General features: G+C 73.1%; 19 protein-coding genes and 2 tRNA genes. 10 read left to right on the forward strand and 11 right to left on the reverse strand.

Annotated features, from left to right (window positions below):
• Positions 1-97: 97 nt before the first annotated feature.
• The 7 genes from JOD48_RS09510 to JOD48_RS09540 all read right to left on the reverse strand — a co-directional run bounded on the left by JOD48_RS09510 (position 98) and on the right by JOD48_RS09540 (position 7,238).
• Complete coding sequence (locus tag JOD48_RS09510; protein ID WP_204808742.1) at positions 98-568, reverse strand: hypothetical protein; 471 nt, start codon at positions 566-568, stop codon at positions 98-100.
• An 88-nt stretch (positions 569-656) separates the two neighbouring features.
• Positions 657-1,121, reverse strand: coding sequence for a GNAT family N-acetyltransferase (locus JOD48_RS09515; protein WP_191791323.1), 465 nt, complete (start codon positions 1,119-1,121; stop codon positions 657-659).
• A gap of 67 nt (positions 1,122-1,188) precedes the next feature.
• Positions 1,189-3,753, reverse strand: a complete 2,565-nt coding sequence (gene leuS, locus JOD48_RS09520; RefSeq protein ID WP_204808744.1) for a leucine--tRNA ligase — start codon at positions 3,751-3,753, stop codon at positions 1,189-1,191.
• 150 nt (positions 3,754-3,903) lie between these two features.
• Positions 3,904-4,320 (reverse strand): DUF6841 family protein, encoded by a 417-nt coding sequence (locus tag JOD48_RS09525; RefSeq protein ID WP_138824599.1) that lies wholly within the window; start codon positions 4,318-4,320, stop codon positions 3,904-3,906.
• 18 nt (positions 4,321-4,338) lie between these two features.
• Positions 4,339-5,244, reverse strand: a complete 906-nt coding sequence (locus JOD48_RS09530; protein WP_204808746.1) for a Gfo/Idh/MocA family oxidoreductase — start codon at positions 5,242-5,244, stop codon at positions 4,339-4,341.
• A gap of 27 nt (positions 5,245-5,271) precedes the next feature.
• Entirely contained in the window at positions 5,272-6,186 is a 915-nt protein-coding gene (locus tag JOD48_RS09535; protein WP_307824072.1) for a serine protein kinase RIO, read from the reverse strand.
• Between the two features lie 242 nt (positions 6,187-6,428).
• On the reverse strand, positions 6,429-7,238 hold the full coding sequence (locus JOD48_RS09540; protein ID WP_191791320.1) for a metal-dependent hydrolase: 810 nt from the start codon (positions 7,236-7,238) through the stop codon (positions 6,429-6,431).
• A gap of 181 nt (positions 7,239-7,419) precedes the next feature.
• Between JOD48_RS09540 and JOD48_RS09545 the strand changes: the two genes are divergently transcribed.
• The 6 genes from JOD48_RS09545 (at position 7,420) to JOD48_RS09570 (ending at position 11,986) form a co-directional block, all read left to right on the forward strand.
• The gene (locus tag JOD48_RS09545) at positions 7,420-7,998 is read left to right on the forward strand and encodes a methylated-DNA--[protein]-cysteine S-methyltransferase (RefSeq protein WP_307824073.1); all 579 of its coding nucleotides are present in this window, start codon (positions 7,420-7,422) and stop codon (positions 7,996-7,998) included.
• A gap of 64 nt (positions 7,999-8,062) precedes the next feature.
• Positions 8,063-8,608: an RNA polymerase sigma factor gene (locus tag JOD48_RS09550; protein WP_191791318.1), complete on the forward strand. Its 546-nt coding sequence runs from the start codon at positions 8,063-8,065 to the stop codon at positions 8,606-8,608.
• A complete protein-coding gene (locus JOD48_RS09555; RefSeq protein WP_191791317.1) occupies positions 8,605-9,231 on the forward strand; it encodes a methylated-DNA--[protein]-cysteine S-methyltransferase in 627 nt (208 codons plus the stop codon). The genes JOD48_RS09550 and JOD48_RS09555 overlap by 4 nt, the downstream gene beginning before the upstream one ends.
• A complete protein-coding gene (locus JOD48_RS09560) occupies positions 9,228-10,166 on the forward strand; it encodes a DNA-3-methyladenine glycosylase family protein (protein WP_239527372.1) in 939 nt (312 codons plus the stop codon). Before JOD48_RS09555 ends, JOD48_RS09560 begins: the two co-directional genes overlap by 4 nt.
• A 58-nt stretch (positions 10,167-10,224) precedes the next feature.
• Complete coding sequence (locus JOD48_RS09565; protein ID WP_239527374.1) at positions 10,225-10,464, forward strand: hypothetical protein; 240 nt, start codon at positions 10,225-10,227, stop codon at positions 10,462-10,464.
• Positions 10,465-10,513: 49 nt separating this feature from the next.
• Entirely contained in the window at positions 10,514-11,986 is a 1,473-nt protein-coding gene (locus tag JOD48_RS09570; protein WP_307824075.1) for an LssY C-terminal domain-containing protein, read from the forward strand.
• Here the strand turns inward: JOD48_RS09570 and JOD48_RS09575 are convergent.
• The 4 genes from JOD48_RS09575 to JOD48_RS09590 all read right to left on the reverse strand — a co-directional run bounded on the left by JOD48_RS09575 (position 11,983) and on the right by JOD48_RS09590 (position 13,329).
• Positions 11,983-12,141, reverse strand: a complete 159-nt coding sequence (locus JOD48_RS09575) for a hypothetical protein (protein ID WP_191791314.1) — start codon at positions 12,139-12,141, stop codon at positions 11,983-11,985. The two genes, JOD48_RS09570 and JOD48_RS09575, sit on opposite strands and share 4 nt — an antisense overlap.
• Positions 12,141-12,902, reverse strand: a complete 762-nt coding sequence (locus JOD48_RS09580) for a class E sortase (protein WP_204808750.1) — start codon at positions 12,900-12,902, stop codon at positions 12,141-12,143. Before JOD48_RS09580 ends, JOD48_RS09575 begins: the two co-directional genes overlap by 1 nt.
• A 165-nt stretch (positions 12,903-13,067) precedes the next feature.
• Positions 13,068-13,152, reverse strand: a tRNA-Leu gene (locus JOD48_RS09585).
• 92 nt (positions 13,153-13,244) lie between these two features.
• Positions 13,245-13,329: transfer RNA gene (locus JOD48_RS09590), tRNA-Leu, on the reverse strand.
• Positions 13,330-13,606: 277 nt separating this feature from the next.
• On the opposite strand from JOD48_RS09590, the gene JOD48_RS09595 reads away from it, so the two are divergent.
• From JOD48_RS09595 to JOD48_RS09610, 4 genes are all read left to right on the forward strand, one after another.
• Positions 13,607-14,839 carry an AI-2E family transporter gene (locus JOD48_RS09595; RefSeq protein WP_372440797.1) on the forward strand — a complete coding sequence of 411 codons (1,233 nt, stop codon included), beginning with the start codon at positions 13,607-13,609 and terminating at the stop codon, positions 14,837-14,839.
• Positions 14,840-14,976: 137 nt separating this feature from the next.
• Positions 14,977-16,176 carry an RtcB family protein gene (locus JOD48_RS09600; protein ID WP_204808752.1) on the forward strand — a complete coding sequence of 400 codons (1,200 nt, stop codon included), beginning with the start codon at positions 14,977-14,979 and terminating at the stop codon, positions 16,174-16,176.
• A gap of 172 nt (positions 16,177-16,348) precedes the next feature.
• Entirely contained in the window at positions 16,349-17,464 is a 1,116-nt protein-coding gene (gene ald, locus JOD48_RS09605) for an alanine dehydrogenase (RefSeq protein ID WP_204808754.1), read from the forward strand.
• A gap of 59 nt (positions 17,465-17,523) precedes the next feature.
• Positions 17,524-18,147, forward strand: a complete 624-nt coding sequence (locus JOD48_RS09610; RefSeq protein WP_191791310.1) for a GNAT family N-acetyltransferase — start codon at positions 17,524-17,526, stop codon at positions 18,145-18,147.
• The last annotated feature ends 46 nt before the right edge of the window (positions 18,148-18,193 follow it).

The following is an 18,193-nucleotide window of genomic DNA, read 5'->3' on the forward strand; positions in this document are numbered from 1 at the left end:
TCCCGCTGGAAGGCTCGGGCGGGCCGATCGAGGTGCGGCCAACTGGGGGCGTTCTGCCCGAGGAACCCCAGATAGCCGCATCTCGACCGGTCGCGGTCTATCCCTGCTTGGCGCCGATCTCCAGCGCCCTGCCGTGGACCGAGCCCAGGACGTCTGCCCCGGCGAAGCCCTCCCAGGCGGAGGTCGACACTTCGAGCGAGACCGCGAGGCCGAGCACGTAGTCCACGCCCCAGCTCTCGTCGACCACCTCGAAGCGCCAGGGGCGCGGACGAGGCCCCGGCCACGGCGGAAGCTTGGGGCGGCGCGGGGGAGTGGGGCACCAGTCGTCGACGTCGATGTCGAACCCGACGTGCAGGTGGTGCGCCGTGAACGCGAGCTGGACGAGCGCGGCGCCCGCGTGGAACCCGGTGCGCATCCCGTCCGGAGGTCCGGGGGGCAGCGGCTGCGGGTTGAGGGAGACCTCGGCCCCTCGGGAACCGGTGAAGGGGCCGTACGGGTTGCCCAGCAGGTCGAAGATCGCTGGGTGCCGTCGGCCGATGAGTGTCAGCGCGCTGGTCGTGAGTGCCATGGTGCCCCCTCCTTCGGTGGGCGGGCGCGGATGCACCCGCTACCTGGAAGGAGACCGCCCGGACCGACGGTGATGCACCGCGAGGCGGTCAGACGAGCGGCTTGCGCATGCTGAAGTTGGTCAGCGACACGCCCCGGAGCACGGGCTGGCGTTCCTCGACCACGACGAACCCGTGCTTCTCGAAGAAGGGGCGGGCCGTGAGGCTCGCGTACGTGGTGAGCTCGACGGCGCCACGGCCGCGGGCGGTGCGTGTCACGTGGTCGAGCAGCGCCGAGGCGACGCCGCGTCGGGTCACCGCGGGGTCGACGAACATCATGTCGATGTACCCGCGCTCGTCGACGTCGCTGAACCCGAGGACCTCGTCGCCCTCGACCGCGACGACCGTGTCGGTCTGCAGGCGCTTGACCGCCCAGACGTCGAGCGGGATGTCGTCCGACCCCCAGGCCGCGATCTGCTCGGGTGAGTAGTCCTTGCTCGCCGTGACCCGCACGGCTCGCAGGAACACCCGGAGCGTCGCTTCCGCGTCGGACTCGTCGTAGGCACGCAGGATCATGGCGTCGAGCCTAGTCCGGGACGGATGCGGGGCTCTCGGTCCGCCCCTGACCGTACCCCCGACCGTCTCACGCCCGGGTGACGACGTTGACCACTCGCGGTGCCCGCACGACCACGCGGACCACAGGGCGTCCGGCCACGGCGCGCCGGACCGCCTCGCGCCCCAGCGCGGTCTCCCGGAGCTCGTCCTCGCCGACCGACGCGTCCACCGTGACCCGGTCCCGCACGCGGCCGTCGACCTGCACCACGGCCTCGACCGTCGACTCGGCCAGCAGGGCGGGGTCGACCTGCGGCCATCCGGCCACTGCGACCGAGGGGTCGTGCCCGAGCGCGGCCCACATCTCCTCGGCCGTGTACGGGGCGAACAGGCTCAGCAGGATCGCGAGGGACTCGGCGGCCTCCCGCAGGGCGGGGTCGGCGGGCCCCGGTCCGGCGTCGATCGCCCGCCGTGCCGCGTTCGTGAGCTCCATGAGGCGCGCCACGGCCACGTTGAACCGGGACGTGTCGAGCAACCCGGTGACGTCGTGGACCGTCCGGTGCGTCACCCGGCGCAGCGCGGCGTCGCCGCCCGTCGCCGCGGGGCTGGCCGTCGACCATGCGTGGGCGACGGCCGGGCTCGTCACGTCCTGGGCCACGCGCAGCACCCGGCCCAGGAACCGCTGCATGCTCCCGGGGGACAGGTCCGCCCAGTCGACGTCGTCCTCGGGCGGCCCGGCGAAGACCATCGTGAGCCGCACCGCGTCGACCCCGTACGCGTCGAGCTGGGCCCTGAGGTCCACACCGTTGCCGAGCGACTTGCTCATGGCCCGGCCCTCGTTGATCACCTGCCCCTGGTTGAGCAGGGTGGCGAACGGTTCGACGACGTCGACCAGGCCCATGTCGTGCAGCACCTTGGTCACGAAGCGGCTGTAGAGCAGGTGCAGGACGGCGTGCTCGACGCCCCCGACGTACTGCGCCACGGGCATCCACCGGCGCACGGCCTCGGGGTCGAACGGCCCGTCGGTGTGTCCCGGGGAGCAGTAGCGCAGGAAGTACCAGGACGAGTCGACGAACGTGTCGAGCGTGTCGGTGTCCCGTCGGGCCTCGCGCCCGCAGCGCGGGCAGGTGGTGCGTACCCAGTCCTCGGCACCGGCCAGGGGCGAGACCCCGCGAGGGGCGAGGGCCTCGCCCCTCAGGTCGGGCAGGCGGACGGGCAGCTCGTCGTCGGGCACGGGGACCTCCCCGCACGCGGCGCAGTGCACGATCGGGACGGGGGCTCCCCAGAAGCGCTGGCGGGAGACCAGCCAGTCGCGCAGGCGGTGCACGACCTGCGGCCCGCCGCGCCCCTGGGCCGACAGCCAGGTCGTGGCGCGCGCGGCGGCCTCGGCGGGGGACAGGCCGTCGAGCGTCAGCCCCCCTCCGTCCGAGTGCACGACGACGTCGCTCGCCTGCGAGGTCTCCTCGCCCGGCGCGGTGGTCAGGACCGGGCGCACGGCCAGCCCGTGGCGTGCGGCGAAGGCCCGGTCGCGCTCGTCGTGCGCGGGGACTCCCATGACGATCCCCGACGCGTACCCGGGCAGCACGTGGTCGGCGGCCCACACGGGCAGTCGTTCGCCCGTCGCCGGGTGCTCCACCCAGGCCCCCAGGAAGAGACCGGTCCTCTCGCGCGAGGTGCCCTGGCGGTCGATGTCGCTCAGGGCCAGGCTCGCGGCGCGGTACGCCTCGAGCGCCTCGGCGTGCTCGGGTGCGCAGAGCTCGCGGGCGACGTCGGCGTCGGGGGCCACGGCCAGGAACGTCACGCCGAACAGGGTCTCGGGCCGGGTGGTGAACGCCGACACGGTGCGCGGGCCCGCGTGCGGCGTCCGGGCACCGCGTGCGTCGGCCCCGTCGACGACCGCGAAGTCGACCCGCGCCCCCGCGCTGCGCCCGATCCAGTGGCGTTGCATGGCCAGGACCTTCTCGGGCCAGTGCCCGACGAGCGCGTCCATGTCGTCGACGAGCCGGTCGGCGTAGTCGGTGATGCGCAGGAACCACTGGGTCAGGTCGCGCCGGACGACCGGTGTGGCGCACCGTTCGCAGGCTCCGTCCACGACCTGCTCGTGCGCGAGCACGGTCCCGTCCTGCGGGCACCAGCTGACGGGGGCCGTGGCGCGGTACGCCAGCCCACGCTCGACCATGCGCACGAACAGCCACTGCGTCCACCGCATGAACGCCGGGTCGGAGGTCTGCAGGCGGCGTGACCAGTCGAACGACACCCCGTAGCGCCGGATCGAGCGGGCCTGGGTCGCGATGTTGGTCTCGGTGAAGACCTCGGGGTGCTCGTCCCGGCGGATCGCGGCGTTCTCGGCGGGCAGCCCGAACGAGTCCCACCCGATGGGGTTCAGCACGTCGTGCCCCAGCTGGCGCCAGTAGCGCGCGACGACGTCCTCGAGCGCGAACACCTCGGCGTGACCCATGTGCAGGTCACCGGACGGGTACGGGAACATCGTCAGCAGGTAGCGGCGTTCGTGGGCCCCGTCGTCGCGGGCGCGGAACACCCCGAGCGTCTCCCAGACCTCCTGCCAGTGTTCCTCGACCTCGGCGTGCCGGGCCCGGCCCGTGGTGGTCGGCGGGGTGGGCGCTGTCATCCGGGTGGTGTCCTGGTCCTGCGTCATGGCGTCTCCTCAGCGGTGCTCCGTCCTGTGCGTGGGCACAAAAAAGCCCCTCGGGTTACGAGGGGCTGCCGCGCTGGTCGTGCCGTGTCAGCGCGGCGGTGTAAGGAGGAGCGAGGAACGCATGTCGAGGAGCCTAGCAGCCGGCCCGTCTCACGCCAACGGGTCGACGGGCACGACGACGCAGATCTGGAACGTGTCGCGCCCGCGCCGCAGCAGGTAGCGGAAGCTCTCGGTGTCGGCCTCGGCCGCGTACTCGTCGCGGTAGCTCCAGCGCACGTCGGCCCACACGAGGCCCGCGCTCGTGGTCCCGAGCGAACGGATCTGCGCGACGGCCCCGACGAGGCCGCGCTCGCGGTAGCTCTCGGCAGCGCCCCGGAAGGACTCGCGCACGGTGTCGGGCTCGCTGATGAGCACCGACGCCTCGTCGGTCACGACGAGCGCGGGGAACGCGTACGTCTCGGCGATCGTGTCGAGGTCGCCGGCCGCGAGCGCCACGCCGTAGGAGTTGAGGAACCTCTGGACGTCGTCGTGGTCGTAGGCGGTCGCGTCGGGCGTGGGGGTGGTCATCCGTTCACGCTAGGCCGGTCACGCCGAGCCCGCACGAGATGCCGCCTCGACCGCTGCCTGGACCGCGGCCAGGAGCGCGACCGGGCCCACGAGCCGGGTGCGCGTGTCGGGAGCGGTCGTCCCGGCGACCTGGGCGAGGAAGTGCGCGAGCACGGGTTCGAGGTAGTCCTGCCCGACGTCCAGGTCGCCCGCGACGGTCCCGCCCCTGGTGGTCACGGCCGCGTGGAACGGCTGGGTGGGGTGCAGGTGGGGGTCCACGAACCGCAGGCGCACGACGACGTCGCGCCCGCCGGTCGTCGCGGTCACGGTCGCGGTCACGGCGTCGTCCTCGTGCCCGACGGCGGGTTCCCCCCACGTGAGGTCGGCGTCGCCTCCGAGGAGCGAGCGGGCGGCCTCGACCAGGTGGGTGCCGAGGAAGTGCAGGCCGTCGTGGGGCGAGCCCGGGTCGGCGGGACCGGACACGGTCAGCGTCGTGATCCTGCCGTGCGCGAGGGCGGCAGCCCGCAGCCGAGCGACGTCGGGCACGAAGCGCAGCGCCGAGCACGAGGACAGCACGGACCCGCTCGCGCGGGCCGCGGTCACGAGGTCCTCGGCGTCGGCGACCGCCGCGGTGAACGGCTTGTCGACCAGCACCGGCAGCCCGGCACGCACGAAGGGCAGGGCTGCCGCGTGGTGGAGCCGGCCCGCGCGGTGGGCGACGACGACCGCGTCGACCGACGTGACGTCGTCGGGCCCGCCCGCCCGGACCGGGACGCCCGCCGTCTCGCTCCGACCGGCGAGCTCCGCGACGCGCCCCGGGTCGCCGTCCGCGAGGACCGTGACCCGCGCGCCCGGGAAGCGCCGCTCGACGTTCAGCAGGCGCACGTGCTGGTCGGCGTGCGAGGAGTCGAGCCCGACGAGCGCGAGGCGGAGGGTCCGGGTCATCCGGTCATTCTCCCGGACCGGACGGACTCACCAGGCCTGTGCGATGAGCTCGGCGAACAGCTCGCCCTCGTCGACGTCGAGCCCTCGGGAGCGGAACCACGCGCACATGGTCCGGCAGTCGCGCATCAGGAGGTCGGTGCCGTGGGGGTTCGCGACGAGGTCGAGGACCTGCGGCAGGTCGATGATCACGATGCGCTCGCCCTGGGCCAGCACGTTGTAGGGCGACAGGTCACCGTGCGCGTACCCGTGCGCGGCGAGGAGGCCCATGGCGTGCCGGAGCTGGTCCCAGTACGCCTCGACCGTGCCGGCGTCCGGTCGCACGCGGGCCAGGCGTGGCGCGGCGACCCGGCTCGCGGCAGACCCGTCGGCCTCGCCCGTGCTCGCGTGCTCCCCGACGAACTCCATGAGGATCTCGGTCCCGTCGATCTGGACCGGGTACGGGACGGGGGCCCCGGCGGACCACAGCATGGTCAGCGCCGCGAACTCGGCGTTGGCCCACTGCGCGGCCGCGGCCTCGCGCCCGTACGAGGACTTGCGCTCGATCGCGCGCCGGTCGCGCGAGCGCCGGACCTGGCGGCCCTCGACGTACGCGGAGTCGCGGTGGAAGGCGCGGTGCTCGGAGCTGCGGTAGCGCTTGGCGGCGAGCAGCGAGAACTGGTCGGGGTCGTCGGGCACGGCGCGCTCGAGCAGGAAGACGTCGGCCTCCTTGCCCGTCTTGAGGACGCCGAGGTCGGTGTCGATCGCGGCGTCGGCCGTCACGACCCAGCCGGGACGGGGCTCGGGGCCGCGCATGCCCTTCTCGACGCTGGACCACGTGGACCAGCGCTGGTCCGGGTCGAGGGCCGCGTCGAGGTCGTACGCGTCGATGCCGGAAGCGTCGAACGCGTCGTCGGGGACGCCGGTGTGGCGGGGGAGTGCGGGAAGGTCGATGTGCTCGTGCACGGGTGGGGCTCCTCGGGTGAGGTGAGGAGCCGGCGTCAGCGGCCGGGGCTCCTCGGGAAGGTGGAGGCGTGGGGAACGACGACGACGGTCATCACGACACCTCTCCTTCTCGCAGCCCCAGGCTGCGCGCTCGCGCCGGACCTTCTCCGGCGGACGTGCCCACCCTCGCACCCGGCGGCGGGGGTGGGCAACGGAATTAACGACGCTCCCCGGCAGCGCTCCCCGGGAGCCGTCCGGGGGTGTCAGCCTCCGAACGAGGACACGAGCAGCGTGTACGTGCCGCTCGTGTCGAGGCCCATCTGGGTCAGCAGCGACCACACGACGCCCGCGACGGCGTACGCGGTGACCGGGATCAGGAAGAGCCACTCGCGCACGGACCCGGCGTTGCCCAGGACGGGCAGCGCGAAGTTGCCGCCCGGGCGCCAGATGTCGTTGAGCACGTTGGTCCTGCGCACCCAGCGCGGCGCCTTGAACGTGATCGGCCACAGCAGCGGGCACCCGCCCGTGGTCATGACGTCGCCGACGATGTGGACCGTGACGCCGAGCCCGACCGCGACGGGGAGCCAGTTCCACTCCTCGGGGGCCAGGAGCGCGACGAGGATCGCGATCGTGATCGACCCGATCCACGGTCCGAGCTTGCCGCCGCGCGTGAGCTTGAGGGCCTTGAGCGCGAACGCGACGAGCAGGATCGCGACGACGCCCGCCCCGACAGCGACGGTCCCGAACGTGTCCGACTCGTACGTCACGAGACCCGCGAGCCACGCGAGCGCGGTGAAGACCGCGATCCCGAGGATCGAGTGCGTCCCGCGGCGGTGCCCGCCGGAGATGGTCTCGACCAGGTTGGCGACCCCCTCGGAGACGGGCGGCAGCGAGTGCGCGATGGTGCCCGAGTGGTGGTCGGCGTCGGGCAGCAGGGCCGCGCCGGCGCACACGATCGCGCCCGTGACGACGCCCACGTCCGAGACGGGGTAGATACCGAGCGTGTACGGGGCGGTCGAGGTGACCGCCACCCATGCGGCCGCGCCGCAGGCGGCGTGGTGGCCACCCATCATGATGCGTTCGTCCCGTCGGTCGTGTTCGTCCAGCAAGTGTGGTTCGCGCGGTCTGTCCGCGCGACAGCACACCCTACCCGTCAGGGACCGACACCCGACCTCACGTCTTGTCGGACCCTGGCGTCTACAGTGCATGAGACACCACGACGAGCAGGCGACGACCAGGACGGGAGGCAGCGCCGTGTCGGATCTGCTGGACCGGCCCGAGGAGCCCGGGAGCCCCGCGTCCGAGCCAGGTACCCCCACGACCCAGGCCGGCCGGACGGTGCATCACGCGGTCTTCGACTCGCCGGTGGGCGAGCTCACCGCGGTCGGCACGGCCGACGGGCTGCGCGCGCTGTACTTCGACGCCCACAAGCGCCGCCCCACGGGCGAGACCTTCGGCGAGCGCGACGACGACGCGTTCGAGGAGGTCCGCGTCCAGGTCGGCGAGTACTTCGCGGGGGCGCGGCGCGACTTCGACCTGGACCTGGCCCCGGTCGGGGACGGCTTCCAGAAGAAGGTCTGGGCGTTGCTCGCCCAGATCCCGTACGGCGAGACGCGGACCTACGGCGACCTCGCGGTCGCGCTCGGCGACCGGAACCTGGCCCGCGCGGTCGGTGCGGCCAACGGCCAGAACCCGCTGAGCATCGTCGTGCCCTGCCACCGCGTCGTCGGGGCCGACGGCTCCCTGACGGGGTACGCGGGCGGGCTCGAGCGCAAGCGGTTCCTCCTGGCCCTCGAGGAGTCCGACGAGACGCGCGCGAGCAGGCTCTTCTGATGGTCGCCGTCGTGCGGCGTCGTCGGGCACCTCACGTTCTGCGCGCCCGGGCCGTCTACCCGACGTGAAGCCCTTCGAACGCGTCGTCGCCGAGCACGGCGCCACGGTCCTGCGGGTGTGCCGCGCGGTCCTCGGCCCCGTGGACGCCGAGGACGCGTGGTCCGAGACCTTCCTGTCGGCCCTCCAGGCGTACCCGCGCCTCGACGAGGGGGCCAACGTCGAGGCCTGGCTCGTGACGATCGCGCACCGCAAGGCGATCGACGTCACCCGCGTCCGTGCCCGGGCCCCGATCGCGGTGCCCGACGTCGCCGGGCTCACCCACGAGCCCAGCCGCGACGGGCTCCCCGAACGGGGCGTCGAGCAGCGCGACGACGACCTGTGGCGGGCGCTCGCAGCCCTGCCGCCCAAGCAGCGCCAGGCCGTGGCCTACCACCACGTCGCGGGGCTGCCCTACCAGGAGGTCGCCGCGATCCTCGGCGGCAGCGCCGAGGCCGCGCGCCGCGCCGCCTCGGACGGCATGGCGACGCTGCGGCGCACCTACCCGCCCGCCGGCCCCTCGGCCGAGCGCGCTCCCTCCTCCGTCCGCGCCTCGAAAGGAAGTGCCTCATGAGCGACACCTCGTTCGACGACGTCGCCTTCCTCGCGACCCTCGGTACCGCTCTCGACTCCCAGGCCACGCTCTCGCGGCTGCACGACCGTCTCTCGGAGGACGCAGCGTCGTCGGGCCTGCTGGACGTCGCCTACCGCACGCTCGACACCCCCGTGGGGACGCTGCTGCTCGCCGCGACCGACGCGGGCGTCGTGCGCATCGCGTTCGACGTCGAGGGGCACGACGCCGTCCTCGACCGCATCGCCCGCACCGTGAGCCCGCGCGTCCTGCGCGCCCCCGGGCGCCTCGACCGGCTCGCGACCGAGATCGACGAGTACTTCGCGGGCGAGCGCCGCGCGTTCGACCTGCCGCTCGACCTGACCATGGCCTCGGGGCCCTTCCGGCGCGAGGTCCTGACCCACCTGCGGGACATCGGCTACGGCCGCACCGCGTCCTACGCCCAGGTCGCGGCCGCCGCGGGCAGCCCGCGGGCCGTGCGGGCCGTGGGCACCGCGTGCGCCAAGAACCCGCTGCCGCTCGTGGTGCCGTGCCACCGGGTCGTGCGCTCGGACGGCACGAGCGGCAGCTACGCGGGCGGCGCCGAGGCCAAGCGCCTGCTGCTCGCCCTGGAGCGAGCCGCATGACCACCCTGCCCGACGGCGTCGCGACCGCCCCGGAGGCCGCCGCGCCCGAGGCGGGGGCCTGGTCGCGGCACGTGCCCGTGATGCTGCCCTTCGACGCGGCCTCGGCCCTCGCCACGCTCGTCGCGCACGCCGTGCCGGGCGTCGACCGGGTCGACCGCTCCGGCGTCGGACGGGGGGAGGTGACCCGCCTCGTCGAGACGGCCTCGGGCGCGGCGGCCGTGACGGTGCGGCTGGCACCCGAGGAGGTCGAGGTGCGGGGGAGCGGCCCGGACGCGGACGAGACCTGCGCCCTGGTCGCCCGGTGGTTCGACACCGACGCCGACCTCGCGACCGTGCACGCCGTGCTCGGGGCCGACCCCGTGCTGGCCCCGCTGCTCGCCGCCCGCCCCGGCCTGCGGGTCGTCGGGCACCCGTCCGGGTTCGAGGCCGCGGTCACGACGGTCCTGGGACAACAGGTCTCGCTCGCCGCGTGCCGGACCTTCGCGGGGCGGCTCGCGGCCGCGTACGGGCGCCCGGCCGCTCGTGCCGGTGAGGAGGGCCTGCGGCTCTTCCCCGACCCGGGGACGCTCGCGGGCGCGCAGGCGGCGGACCTGCAGTCCGCCGTCGGGATCACGGGCGCCCGGGCCCGCACGCTGCTCGCGCTCGCGGAGGCCTGCGCGGACGGGTTGACGCTCGCGCCGGACACGGCAGGCGACCCGGTGGCGCTCGCGGACACGCGCGCCCGCCTGCTCGCGCTGCCGGGCGTCGGGCCCTGGACCGTGGACTACCTGTCGGTCAAGGTGCTGGGGGACCGCGACGGGTTCGTGCCCGGGGACCTCGTGCTGCGCAAGGCCCTCGGTGGGATCGACGCGCGCGCCGCGGCCGCGGCGGCGCTGGCGTGGTCCCCCGTGCGGGCGTACGCGCTGTTCCACCTCTGGACGCACACGGCGTACTGACGCCCCGTGCGGACGGCGCGATACTGGACGAAGGACCACCGACCGGAAGGGATGCCCCATGAGCACGGTGACGGCAGGGACGGACGGCACGGGCACCACGAGCGTGACGAGCACCTCGGGCGCCTCGGGCACGGACCCCGACGACGTGCGCGACCAGATCGAGGCCGGCGTCCTGTTCGCCAACGGTCGCCTCGCGGGGCGCCGCTTCGCCTCGCTGGCCGAGGCCCAGGCGTGGGCGCACCCCGAGCTCGGCGACCAGGTCGTCGAGTTCAACCCGGTGTGCGACTGCTCGGTCTGACGCCTCGCTCCGCCCAGCCCGAAGCCGCCGGGCGACCTAGGGTGGGAACGTGACCCGCGAGAGCGCGCCCGACGCCGCCCGCAGCACCGCTGCGCGCGTCGACGTGCCCGCGAGCCCTCCCGCCGACGCCGCCGCCGTCCAGCCCGCCGACGTAGCCCCCGGTCGGACCGGTCCGCCTGCCCCTCGCGGCCTGCGGCATCGGCTCGTCGAGCTGGGCGACGGGTTCTTCTTCGTCTTCGCGGGCCTCGCCGCCGTGTGGCTCGCGTGGCTCGTGCTGAGCGAGTCGATCCACCTCGGCTGGTTCGCGATCCTCTACGTCGTCGCCGTGTGGCTCGTCATCGCCTACCTCGCCCTGCCGCGGCTGCACCGGATCCTCACGACGCTCTACGTGCCCGAGTACTTCATCGGCCGCACGCGCACCGCCAACGGGTTGCTGGGCGACCCGGTCAACCTCGCGCTGCTGGGGGACGAGGCGCAGGTCCGGGCCGCGATGGAGGCCGCAGGGTGGACGCTCGCCGACGACGTCACGCTCGCCTCGAGCGGACGCATCGTCGCGGCCACGCTCGGCCGGCGCAGCTACGACCAGGCGCCCGTGAGTCCCCTGTTCCTGTTCGGGCGCCAGCAGGACTTCGCGTTCCAGCAGGAGGTCGAGGGGAACCCGTCTCGCCGCCACCACATCAGGTTCTGGCGCTGCCCGCCGGGCTGGCCGCTCCCGGGCGGACGTCGCGTCGACTGGCTCGCGGCCGGGACGTACGACCGGTCGGTGGGCTTCTCCCTGTTCACGCTCCAGGTGACGCACAAGATCGAGGCCGACACCGACGAGGAGCGCGACCACGTCGTGGCGACGCTGCTCGGGGCCGACGTCGGCGTCGAGGTCGAGGTCATCGAGGACTTCTCGACCGGGTACCACGCACGCAACGGCGGCGGCGACGCGATCCGCACCGACGGCGACCTCCCCGTCGCGGACGTCCGGGGCGTCGCGGTCCCGGCGACGTCCGCAGCGGGACCCGACGGTGCGAACGCCGCCACCGAGCGCCCGACGCGCCGACCCGCGGCCACCACGGTCGGTGCGCTGCTCGTCGTGCTGGGGGTCGTGGCCGACCTGGTCTGGCTCGCGAACCTCGCGCTGCACTGGGACCAGACGCTGCGCTCGCTCTTCCTGGGCGGCAGCGTGACCCAGGCCGACATCGACGAGGCGTCCGGCCCGCTGCTGGTCCTGGTGGTGGTGCTGCTCTCGCTCGTCGCGCTGTTCCAGCTCTTCCTGGCCTGGCGCGTCCTCAGAGGCCGCAACTGGGCGCGGGACCTCGTCATGGTGCTCGCCGCGATCAGCACGACGTCGTCGTTCGTGGGGTGGGCCGTGTCCGGGAACCAGATCACGCTGAGCACCACGCTGCTCACCGTGGCGCTCGACATCCTGATGCTGCTCACGCTCTCGAGCCGGGACGCCGCGGCGTACGCGCGGGACGCACGTGCCGAGCGCCGGCTCCGGCGCGAGCGGCGCCGTGCCGGAGGGCGCGGCTAGTCGAAGTTCGGGTCGCCGTTGATGTTGAACGTGTCGGCGACCCACGGGAAGACCCAGGTGAACAGGACGGCCACGACCGCCGCCACCAGGACGAGCGACTGCAGCACCTGCCAGAAGCGGTTGCCCGGCAGGTGCCGGAAGATCCACCCGTACATCACTGCACCCCCGGGTCGTTGAGGACTTGCTCGGGCATACCGTCGGCGCGGTCCATCCAGCCGACGAACGTCGCGTAGGTGATCCACCGGTGGGAGTTGCCGAACTCCCCGAGCGTGGGGGAGTGGCACGTCGTGAGGGTCAGGATCCGCTCGGTCGGCTCGACGCCCGGCTGGTTGGGCACGGGGGCGAGGACCTCGACCTGGCTCGGCAGGACGATCTCGTGGCTCGTGACCTCGTACACGTACCAGGTCGTCGCGGTCTCGACGATGACCTGGTCACCCTCGACGAGCTCATTGACGAACCGGAACGAGTTGCCGTACGTGCGCCGGTGCCCGGCGAGCGCGAAGTTGCCGACCTCACCGACCTGCTGGGTCTGCACGTAGTGCCCCGCGACGGCCTTGTTCAGCAGCGCGGTCGTGGTGCCCTGGACGATCGGCATGGTGTTGTCGGTCTTGCCGTACCAGGTGGGGACGATGAGCGCGCCGATCGTCTCGCCCTCGGCGACCGCCTCGGGGACCGGCGGGGCGTCGGTGCGCAGCTCGGCGGCGACCTCCGGAGCCGGCGGAAGCGTCTCCTGGAACTCGGTCATGATGGTCGACGCCGCCTGGCTCGACTGGACCGTGGTCCACCACAGCTGCCACACCACGAACAGGCCGACGACGATGCCGAGCGTGATCAGCAGCTCGCCCAGCACGCCGAACGTCGTGGAGACGGCGCCACCACCCGAGCGGCCGCGCGTGCGATGGCTGGTGTGCCTCACGAACCCTCTTCTCCCGATCGAGCCACGGCGACCCTGTCGGATCGACTTCACAGCCTAGTCGGTCGGGCCGCTCCCGGAGGCGCGCGCGGGAGGGGGAGTCGGGGCAGCAACAACGAAGCGGACCTGGTTTCCCTGGTCCGCTTCGCGGTTCGCTGTCTCAACGAGTGTCCGGAGGGGGACTTGAACCCCCACGCCCGATAAAGGGCACTAGCACCTCAAGCTAGCGCGTCTGCCATTCCGCCACCCGGACGGGTGTCCTGCTGCCGGTGTCGCCACCGGGTCTCGCACAACGAAGCGGACCTGGTTTCCCTGGTCCGCTTCGCGGTTCGCTGTCTCAACGAGTGTCCGGAGGGGGACTTGAACCCCCACGCCCGATAAAGGGCACTAGCACCTCAAGCTAGCGCGTCTGCCATTCCGCCACCCGGACAGGTGTCAGGTCCCGGCGTTCCCGCCGGGGGCCTTGCGGGGAAAAACATAACACGTCTCGGGCACCGAGCGTGCATCCGGCCCGTGGGGCAGACTGGGGAGCGTCCCCGGGCCCGTCGCACCGGTCGGTGCAGGTCAGGGGCGGTTTCATCGTCAAACCGACAGCGGATGGGGTGCTCGTGGCTGAGGACAAGGACGCAGGACCCGACGACGTCACGGCGTCGAGCCCGGGGAGCGGGGCCGACCGCCCGGCGGCGTCCGTCAAACACCTGGCCGGGCTGAGCCCTGCGGCCAAGAAGGTCGCGGGCGCGCGCCGCAACCCGTCGGTCGTGGGGGCCGACGACTCCGTGCCGGCGTGGCTGCGCACGAGCGCGGGCTGGTCGTGGCGGATCCTGCTGCTGGTCGCGGCGGTCGGCCTGGTCTTCTTCGCGACGTCCCAGGTGCAGATCGTCTTCATCGCGGTCTTCCTGGCCCTGGTCATCACCTCGGTCCTGAATCCCGTGACCGACTGGTACGCCAAGATCATGCCGCGCGGGCTCGCGACGGGCCTCGCGCTCCTGTCGGCCTTCCTGGTGCTCGGCGGGCTGCTGACGTACGTCATCACGTCGGTCGCGGGCCAGTGGGAGAGCCTCGCGGGGCAGTTCAACACCGGCATCGAGAAGATCTTCGACTTCCTGGAGAACGGGCCGCTGCCCGTGACGATCACCCCGCAGGACATCGAGACCTGGATAGAGAACGCCCGCACGTGGATCACCGAGCACGGCGGCGACATCGCGAGCCAGGCCGCGGCGAGCGCGGGCTCGGTCTTCGAGGCGTTCGCGGTCCTGGCTCTCGCGATCTTCTGCACCATCTTCTTCCTGGCACGCGGCAAGGATATGTGGACGTGGTTCCTCAACCAGCTCCCGTCCCGCTCGCGCGAGACCTGGACGCTGGCCGGAGGAGCGGGCTGGTACACGTTCTCCGGCTACGCCCGGGGCACGGTCATCATCGCCCTGGTGGACGGGATCCTCGCCGCCATCGTCCTGGTGGTCCTCGGGGTGCCGCTCGCTGCGCCGCTCGCGGTCCTGGTGTTCATCGGCGCGTTCATCCCCCTCATCGGCGCCCCGGCCGCGATGGTCATCGCGATGGTCGTCGCGCTGGCGGCGAACGGCATCGTCAACGCCGCGCTCGTCGGCATCTTCATCGCCCTCATCGGCCAGTTCGAGGGGCACATCCTGCAGCCCCTGGTGATGGGCAAGCAGGTCTCGCTGCACCCGGTCGTGGTGGCGCTCGCGGTGACGTCCGGGACGTTCATCGCGGGCATCCTCGGTGCGGTCGTGTCCGTGCCGCTCGTCGCGGTCGCGTGGGCGGTGTTCAGCAGGCTGCGACGCAAGGACCCGCCCATGGAGAAGGAGATCCCCACGGCCAAGGAGATCGCGCTCTCCGGCAAGGAACGCTCCTCGAACGGCTCGAACGGCTCGAACGGCTCGAACGGCAAGGGGAGCGACAAGGAGGCGACGGCCGACGCCTGAGGCGGGCGTCGTCGTCGGGCAGGAGGACGGCCCGACGACGCCGCTCGCCTCGCGCGGCCGGCGCCCGCGCGACAGCACCAGGACGAGCGGCGCAAATCGCTCGCCGCTCCGGCCGGCGGCCTGCCACAGTTCTCGCCATGAGCACGAACACCACGAAGAACGCGGCGACCCGCCTGACCCCGACCCTGTGGAGCTGGGCCTCGATCCTCGACGACGGCGCCCGCGAGCAGGCAGAGCGCACGTCGACCATGCCCTTCGTCCACCCGCACCTCGCCCTCATGCCCGACGCGCACCTGGGCCTGGGCGCGACCGTGGGCTCCGTGATCCCCACGCTGCGCTCGATCATCCCCGCCGCGGTCGGCGTCGACATCGGCTGCGGCATGGTCGCCGTCCGGACCCGGTACACGGCCGCCGACGTCGCGGGGCCCGCGCTGCGCGACCTGCGGCTCGCGATCGAGAAGGCCGTGCCGACGAGCGCCGGCTCCTACAACCAGCGCCTGACCGACACGGCGACGGCTCGCGTCGCCGAGCTCGAGGCGCTCGCGGACAAGGCGGGGTTCGATCCCGCGCGGTACGCCGGGAACTGGCGCCTGCAGCTCGGTTCGCTGGGGTCCGGGAACCACTTCATCGAGGTCAGCCTCGACGAGGAGGACCGGGTCTGGTTCTTCCTGCACTCGGGGTCGCGCGGCGTGGGCAACAAGATCGCGCAGCACCACATCGCGGTCGCGCGCGAGCTCATGACCCGGTACTGGATCGACCTGCCGGACAAGGACCTCGCGTACCTCGTCGAGGGCACCGACGAGTTCTGGGCGTACATCCGCGAGCTGCGGTGGGCCCAGCACTTCGCGCTGCTCAACCGCGAGGAGATGATGGACCGCGTCGTGGCCGCGTTCGACGCCTGGTCGGGGCTCGCCCCGGTCGAGGAGGCCGAGCGCATCAACTGCCACCACAACTTCACCGAGCGCGAGCACCACTTCTCGAAGGACGTGTGGGTCTCGCGCAAGGGCGCGATCCGTGCCCGCGAGGGCGACCCGGGGCTCATCCCGGGGTCCATGGGCACCGCGTCGTACGTCGTCGTGGGCAAGGGGCACCCGCTCGCGCTCGACTCCGCGCCGCACGGGGCGGGGCGCGAGTACTCGCGGAGCAAGGCGCGCAAGACGTTCACGCACGACCAGCTCCGCGAGGCCATGGCCGGGATCGAGTACCGCGACACCGACGCGTTCATCGACGAGATCCCGGCCGCCTACAAGTCGATCGACCGGGTCATGCAGGACGCGGCGGACCTCGTCGAGGTCCGCCACACCCTGCGGCAGATCGTCAACGTCAAGGGCGACTGACCTGTCGCCCTGGGGTGCCGAGAACGGGGTTGAGATCGTCTCCGGGTCGGAAACGGCCTCAACCCCGTTCTCGGCACCGGGGCCCGGCCCGACGGCGGAGCGCCCCCTCGACGAGGGTGCGCTTCCGGGCGCTCGACGCGCGCGATCCGCGTGCACGCGACACGCTGACGGCATGAGGATCGGGATACCTGCCGAGGTCAAGAACAACGAGTTCCGCGTCGCGCTGACCCCCGCGGGCGCCCATCACCTGGTCGCGGCGGGGCACGAGGTCCTGGTCCAGGCGGGTGCCGGGACAGGCTCGGCCATCTCCGACGAGGACTTCACGTTCGCGGGCGCGCAGGTCCTGGGCACGGCCGAGGAGGTCTGGGGGCGCGCCGAGCTCGTCTGCAAGGTCAAGGAACCCGTGCCGAGCGAGTACCCGTTGCTGCGCGACGACCTGCTGCTGTTCGCCTACCTCCACCTGGCCGCCGACCCCCTCGGCACGGCCGCGCTGCTCGACGCCGGGACCACCGCGGTCGCCTACGAGACCGCCCAGGCGCCCGACGGCTCCCTGCCGCTCCTCGCACCCATGAGCGAGGTGGCCGGGCGCATGGCGACCCAGGTCGGGGCCTACCACCTGATGCGACCCGCGGGCGGCTCGGGCGTGCTGCTCGGCGGCGTCCCCGGCAGCAGGCCGGGACGCGTCGTGATCCTCGGTGGCGGGACCGCCGGCCGGCACGCGGCCGAGATCGCCGTCGGGATGCGCGCCGAGGTCACGATCCTCGACCTGTCGCTGCCCGTGCTGCGCGCGCTCGACCAGGAGTTCGCGGGGCACGTGCGGACCGTCGCGTCGAGCGCTTACGCGATCGAGCAGGAGGTGCTCACGGCCGACCTGGTGATCGGTGCGGTGCTCGTCGCGGGGGCCAGGGCGCCGCGCCTCGTCACGAACGACCTCGTGTCCCGCATGAAGCCCGGCTCGGTGCTCGTCGACATCGCCGTCGACCAGGGCGGGTGCTTCGAGGACACCCGCCCCACCACGCACGACGAGCCCACCTTCCGGGTGCACGGCTCCACGTTCTACTGCGTCGCGAACATGCCCGGCGCGGTCCCCGTGACCAGCACGCACGCCCTGACGAGCGCGACCCTGCCGTACCTCGCGCTCCTCGCGGACGGCGGGACGAGCGCGCTGCGCAGCGTCCCGCTGCTGCGCAGCGGGCTGACGACCGTGTCCGGGACCCTCGTCAACGAGCAGGTGGGCGCCGCGCTCGACCTGTCCTGGACGCGCGCCGAGGACGTCCTGGGGGACTAGCTCCGGTCGCTTCCCGAAATGCCCTGTCGGCCCTCATGGCGTGGTGGCATGCTGTCCGGATGGAACCTTTCGTCCTCGCCAACGAACGCGTCCACCTCGCCATGCCCACCGCGACGGACGTCGACCGCATCACCGAGCTCTGCCAGGGAGCGGAGATCGCCGCGTGGACCACCGTGCCCAGCCCGTACACGCGCGCCGACGCAGCGTCCTTCATCGAGGAGATCGTGCCCGAGGCGTGGCGCACGGGGCGGGGGAGCACGTGGGCGATCCGCCGCCCGGACGCCCCGGACGCTCCCGTCCTGGGCATGGTCGGGATCACCCTGGACCCCGCGCCCACGCGCGAACGATCGGCCGAGATCGGGTACTGGCTCGCGCCCGAGGCGCGGGGCGAGGGGCTCATGTCGGAGGCCGCCCGCCTCGTGGTCGACTGGGCGTTCGACCCCGAGGGCCTGGGGCTCTCGCGCATCGTCTGGACCGCGTACACCGGCAACTGGGCCTCGCGCCGCGTCGCGTGGCGGCTCGGGTTCCGGGTCGAGGGCACGGTGCGGGGCTTCGGCATCCAGCGGGGCGCACGTCGGGACGCGTGGATCGGGACGTTGCTCGCCGGCGACCCGCGCGAACCGGTCGAGCCGTGGCCGTCCGCCGAGGCAGGGGACCACGCGGGCCAGACGCGGGCACGCTGACCTCGCCGGGAATGATGTCGTGAGCCGGGCGCCCGCCGGGTGAAGA

The organism is Oerskovia paurometabola (genome assembly GCF_016907365.1).
GTDB lineage: Bacteria > Actinomycetota > Actinomycetes > Actinomycetales > Cellulomonadaceae > Oerskovia > Oerskovia paurometabola.

Coding starts and splice junctions, on each gene's coding strand:
- JOD48_RS09510 (WP_204808742.1), bottom strand. CDS start 568: ATGGCACTCACGACCAGCGCGCTGACACTCATCGGCCGACGGCACCCA.
- JOD48_RS09515 (WP_191791323.1), bottom strand. CDS start 1,121: ATGATCCTGCGTGCCTACGACGAGTCCGACGCGGAAGCGACGCTCCGG.
- leuS (WP_204808744.1), bottom strand. CDS start 3,753: ATGACGCAGGACCAGGACACCACCCGGATGACAGCGCCCACCCCGCCG.
- JOD48_RS09525 (WP_138824599.1), bottom strand. CDS start 4,320: ATGACCACCCCCACGCCCGACGCGACCGCCTACGACCACGACGACGTC.
- JOD48_RS09530 (WP_204808746.1), bottom strand. CDS start 5,244: ATGACCCGGACCCTCCGCCTCGCGCTCGTCGGGCTCGACTCCTCGCAC.
- JOD48_RS09540 (WP_191791320.1), bottom strand. CDS start 7,238: ATGATGGGTGGCCACCACGCCGCCTGCGGCGCGGCCGCATGGGTGGCG.
- JOD48_RS09555 (WP_191791317.1), top strand. CDS start 8,605: ATGAGCGACACCTCGTTCGACGACGTCGCCTTCCTCGCGACCCTCGGT.
- JOD48_RS09560 (WP_239527372.1), top strand. CDS start 9,228: ATGACCACCCTGCCCGACGGCGTCGCGACCGCCCCGGAGGCCGCCGCG.
- JOD48_RS09565 (WP_239527374.1), top strand. CDS start 10,225: ATGAGCACGGTGACGGCAGGGACGGACGGCACGGGCACCACGAGCGTG.
- JOD48_RS09575 (WP_191791314.1), bottom strand. CDS start 12,141: ATGTACGGGTGGATCTTCCGGCACCTGCCGGGCAACCGCTTCTGGCAG.
- JOD48_RS09600 (WP_204808752.1), top strand. CDS start 14,977: ATGAGCACGAACACCACGAAGAACGCGGCGACCCGCCTGACCCCGACC.
- ald (WP_204808754.1), top strand. CDS start 16,349: ATGAGGATCGGGATACCTGCCGAGGTCAAGAACAACGAGTTCCGCGTC.
- JOD48_RS09610 (WP_191791310.1), top strand. CDS start 17,524: ATGGAACCTTTCGTCCTCGCCAACGAACGCGTCCACCTCGCCATGCCC.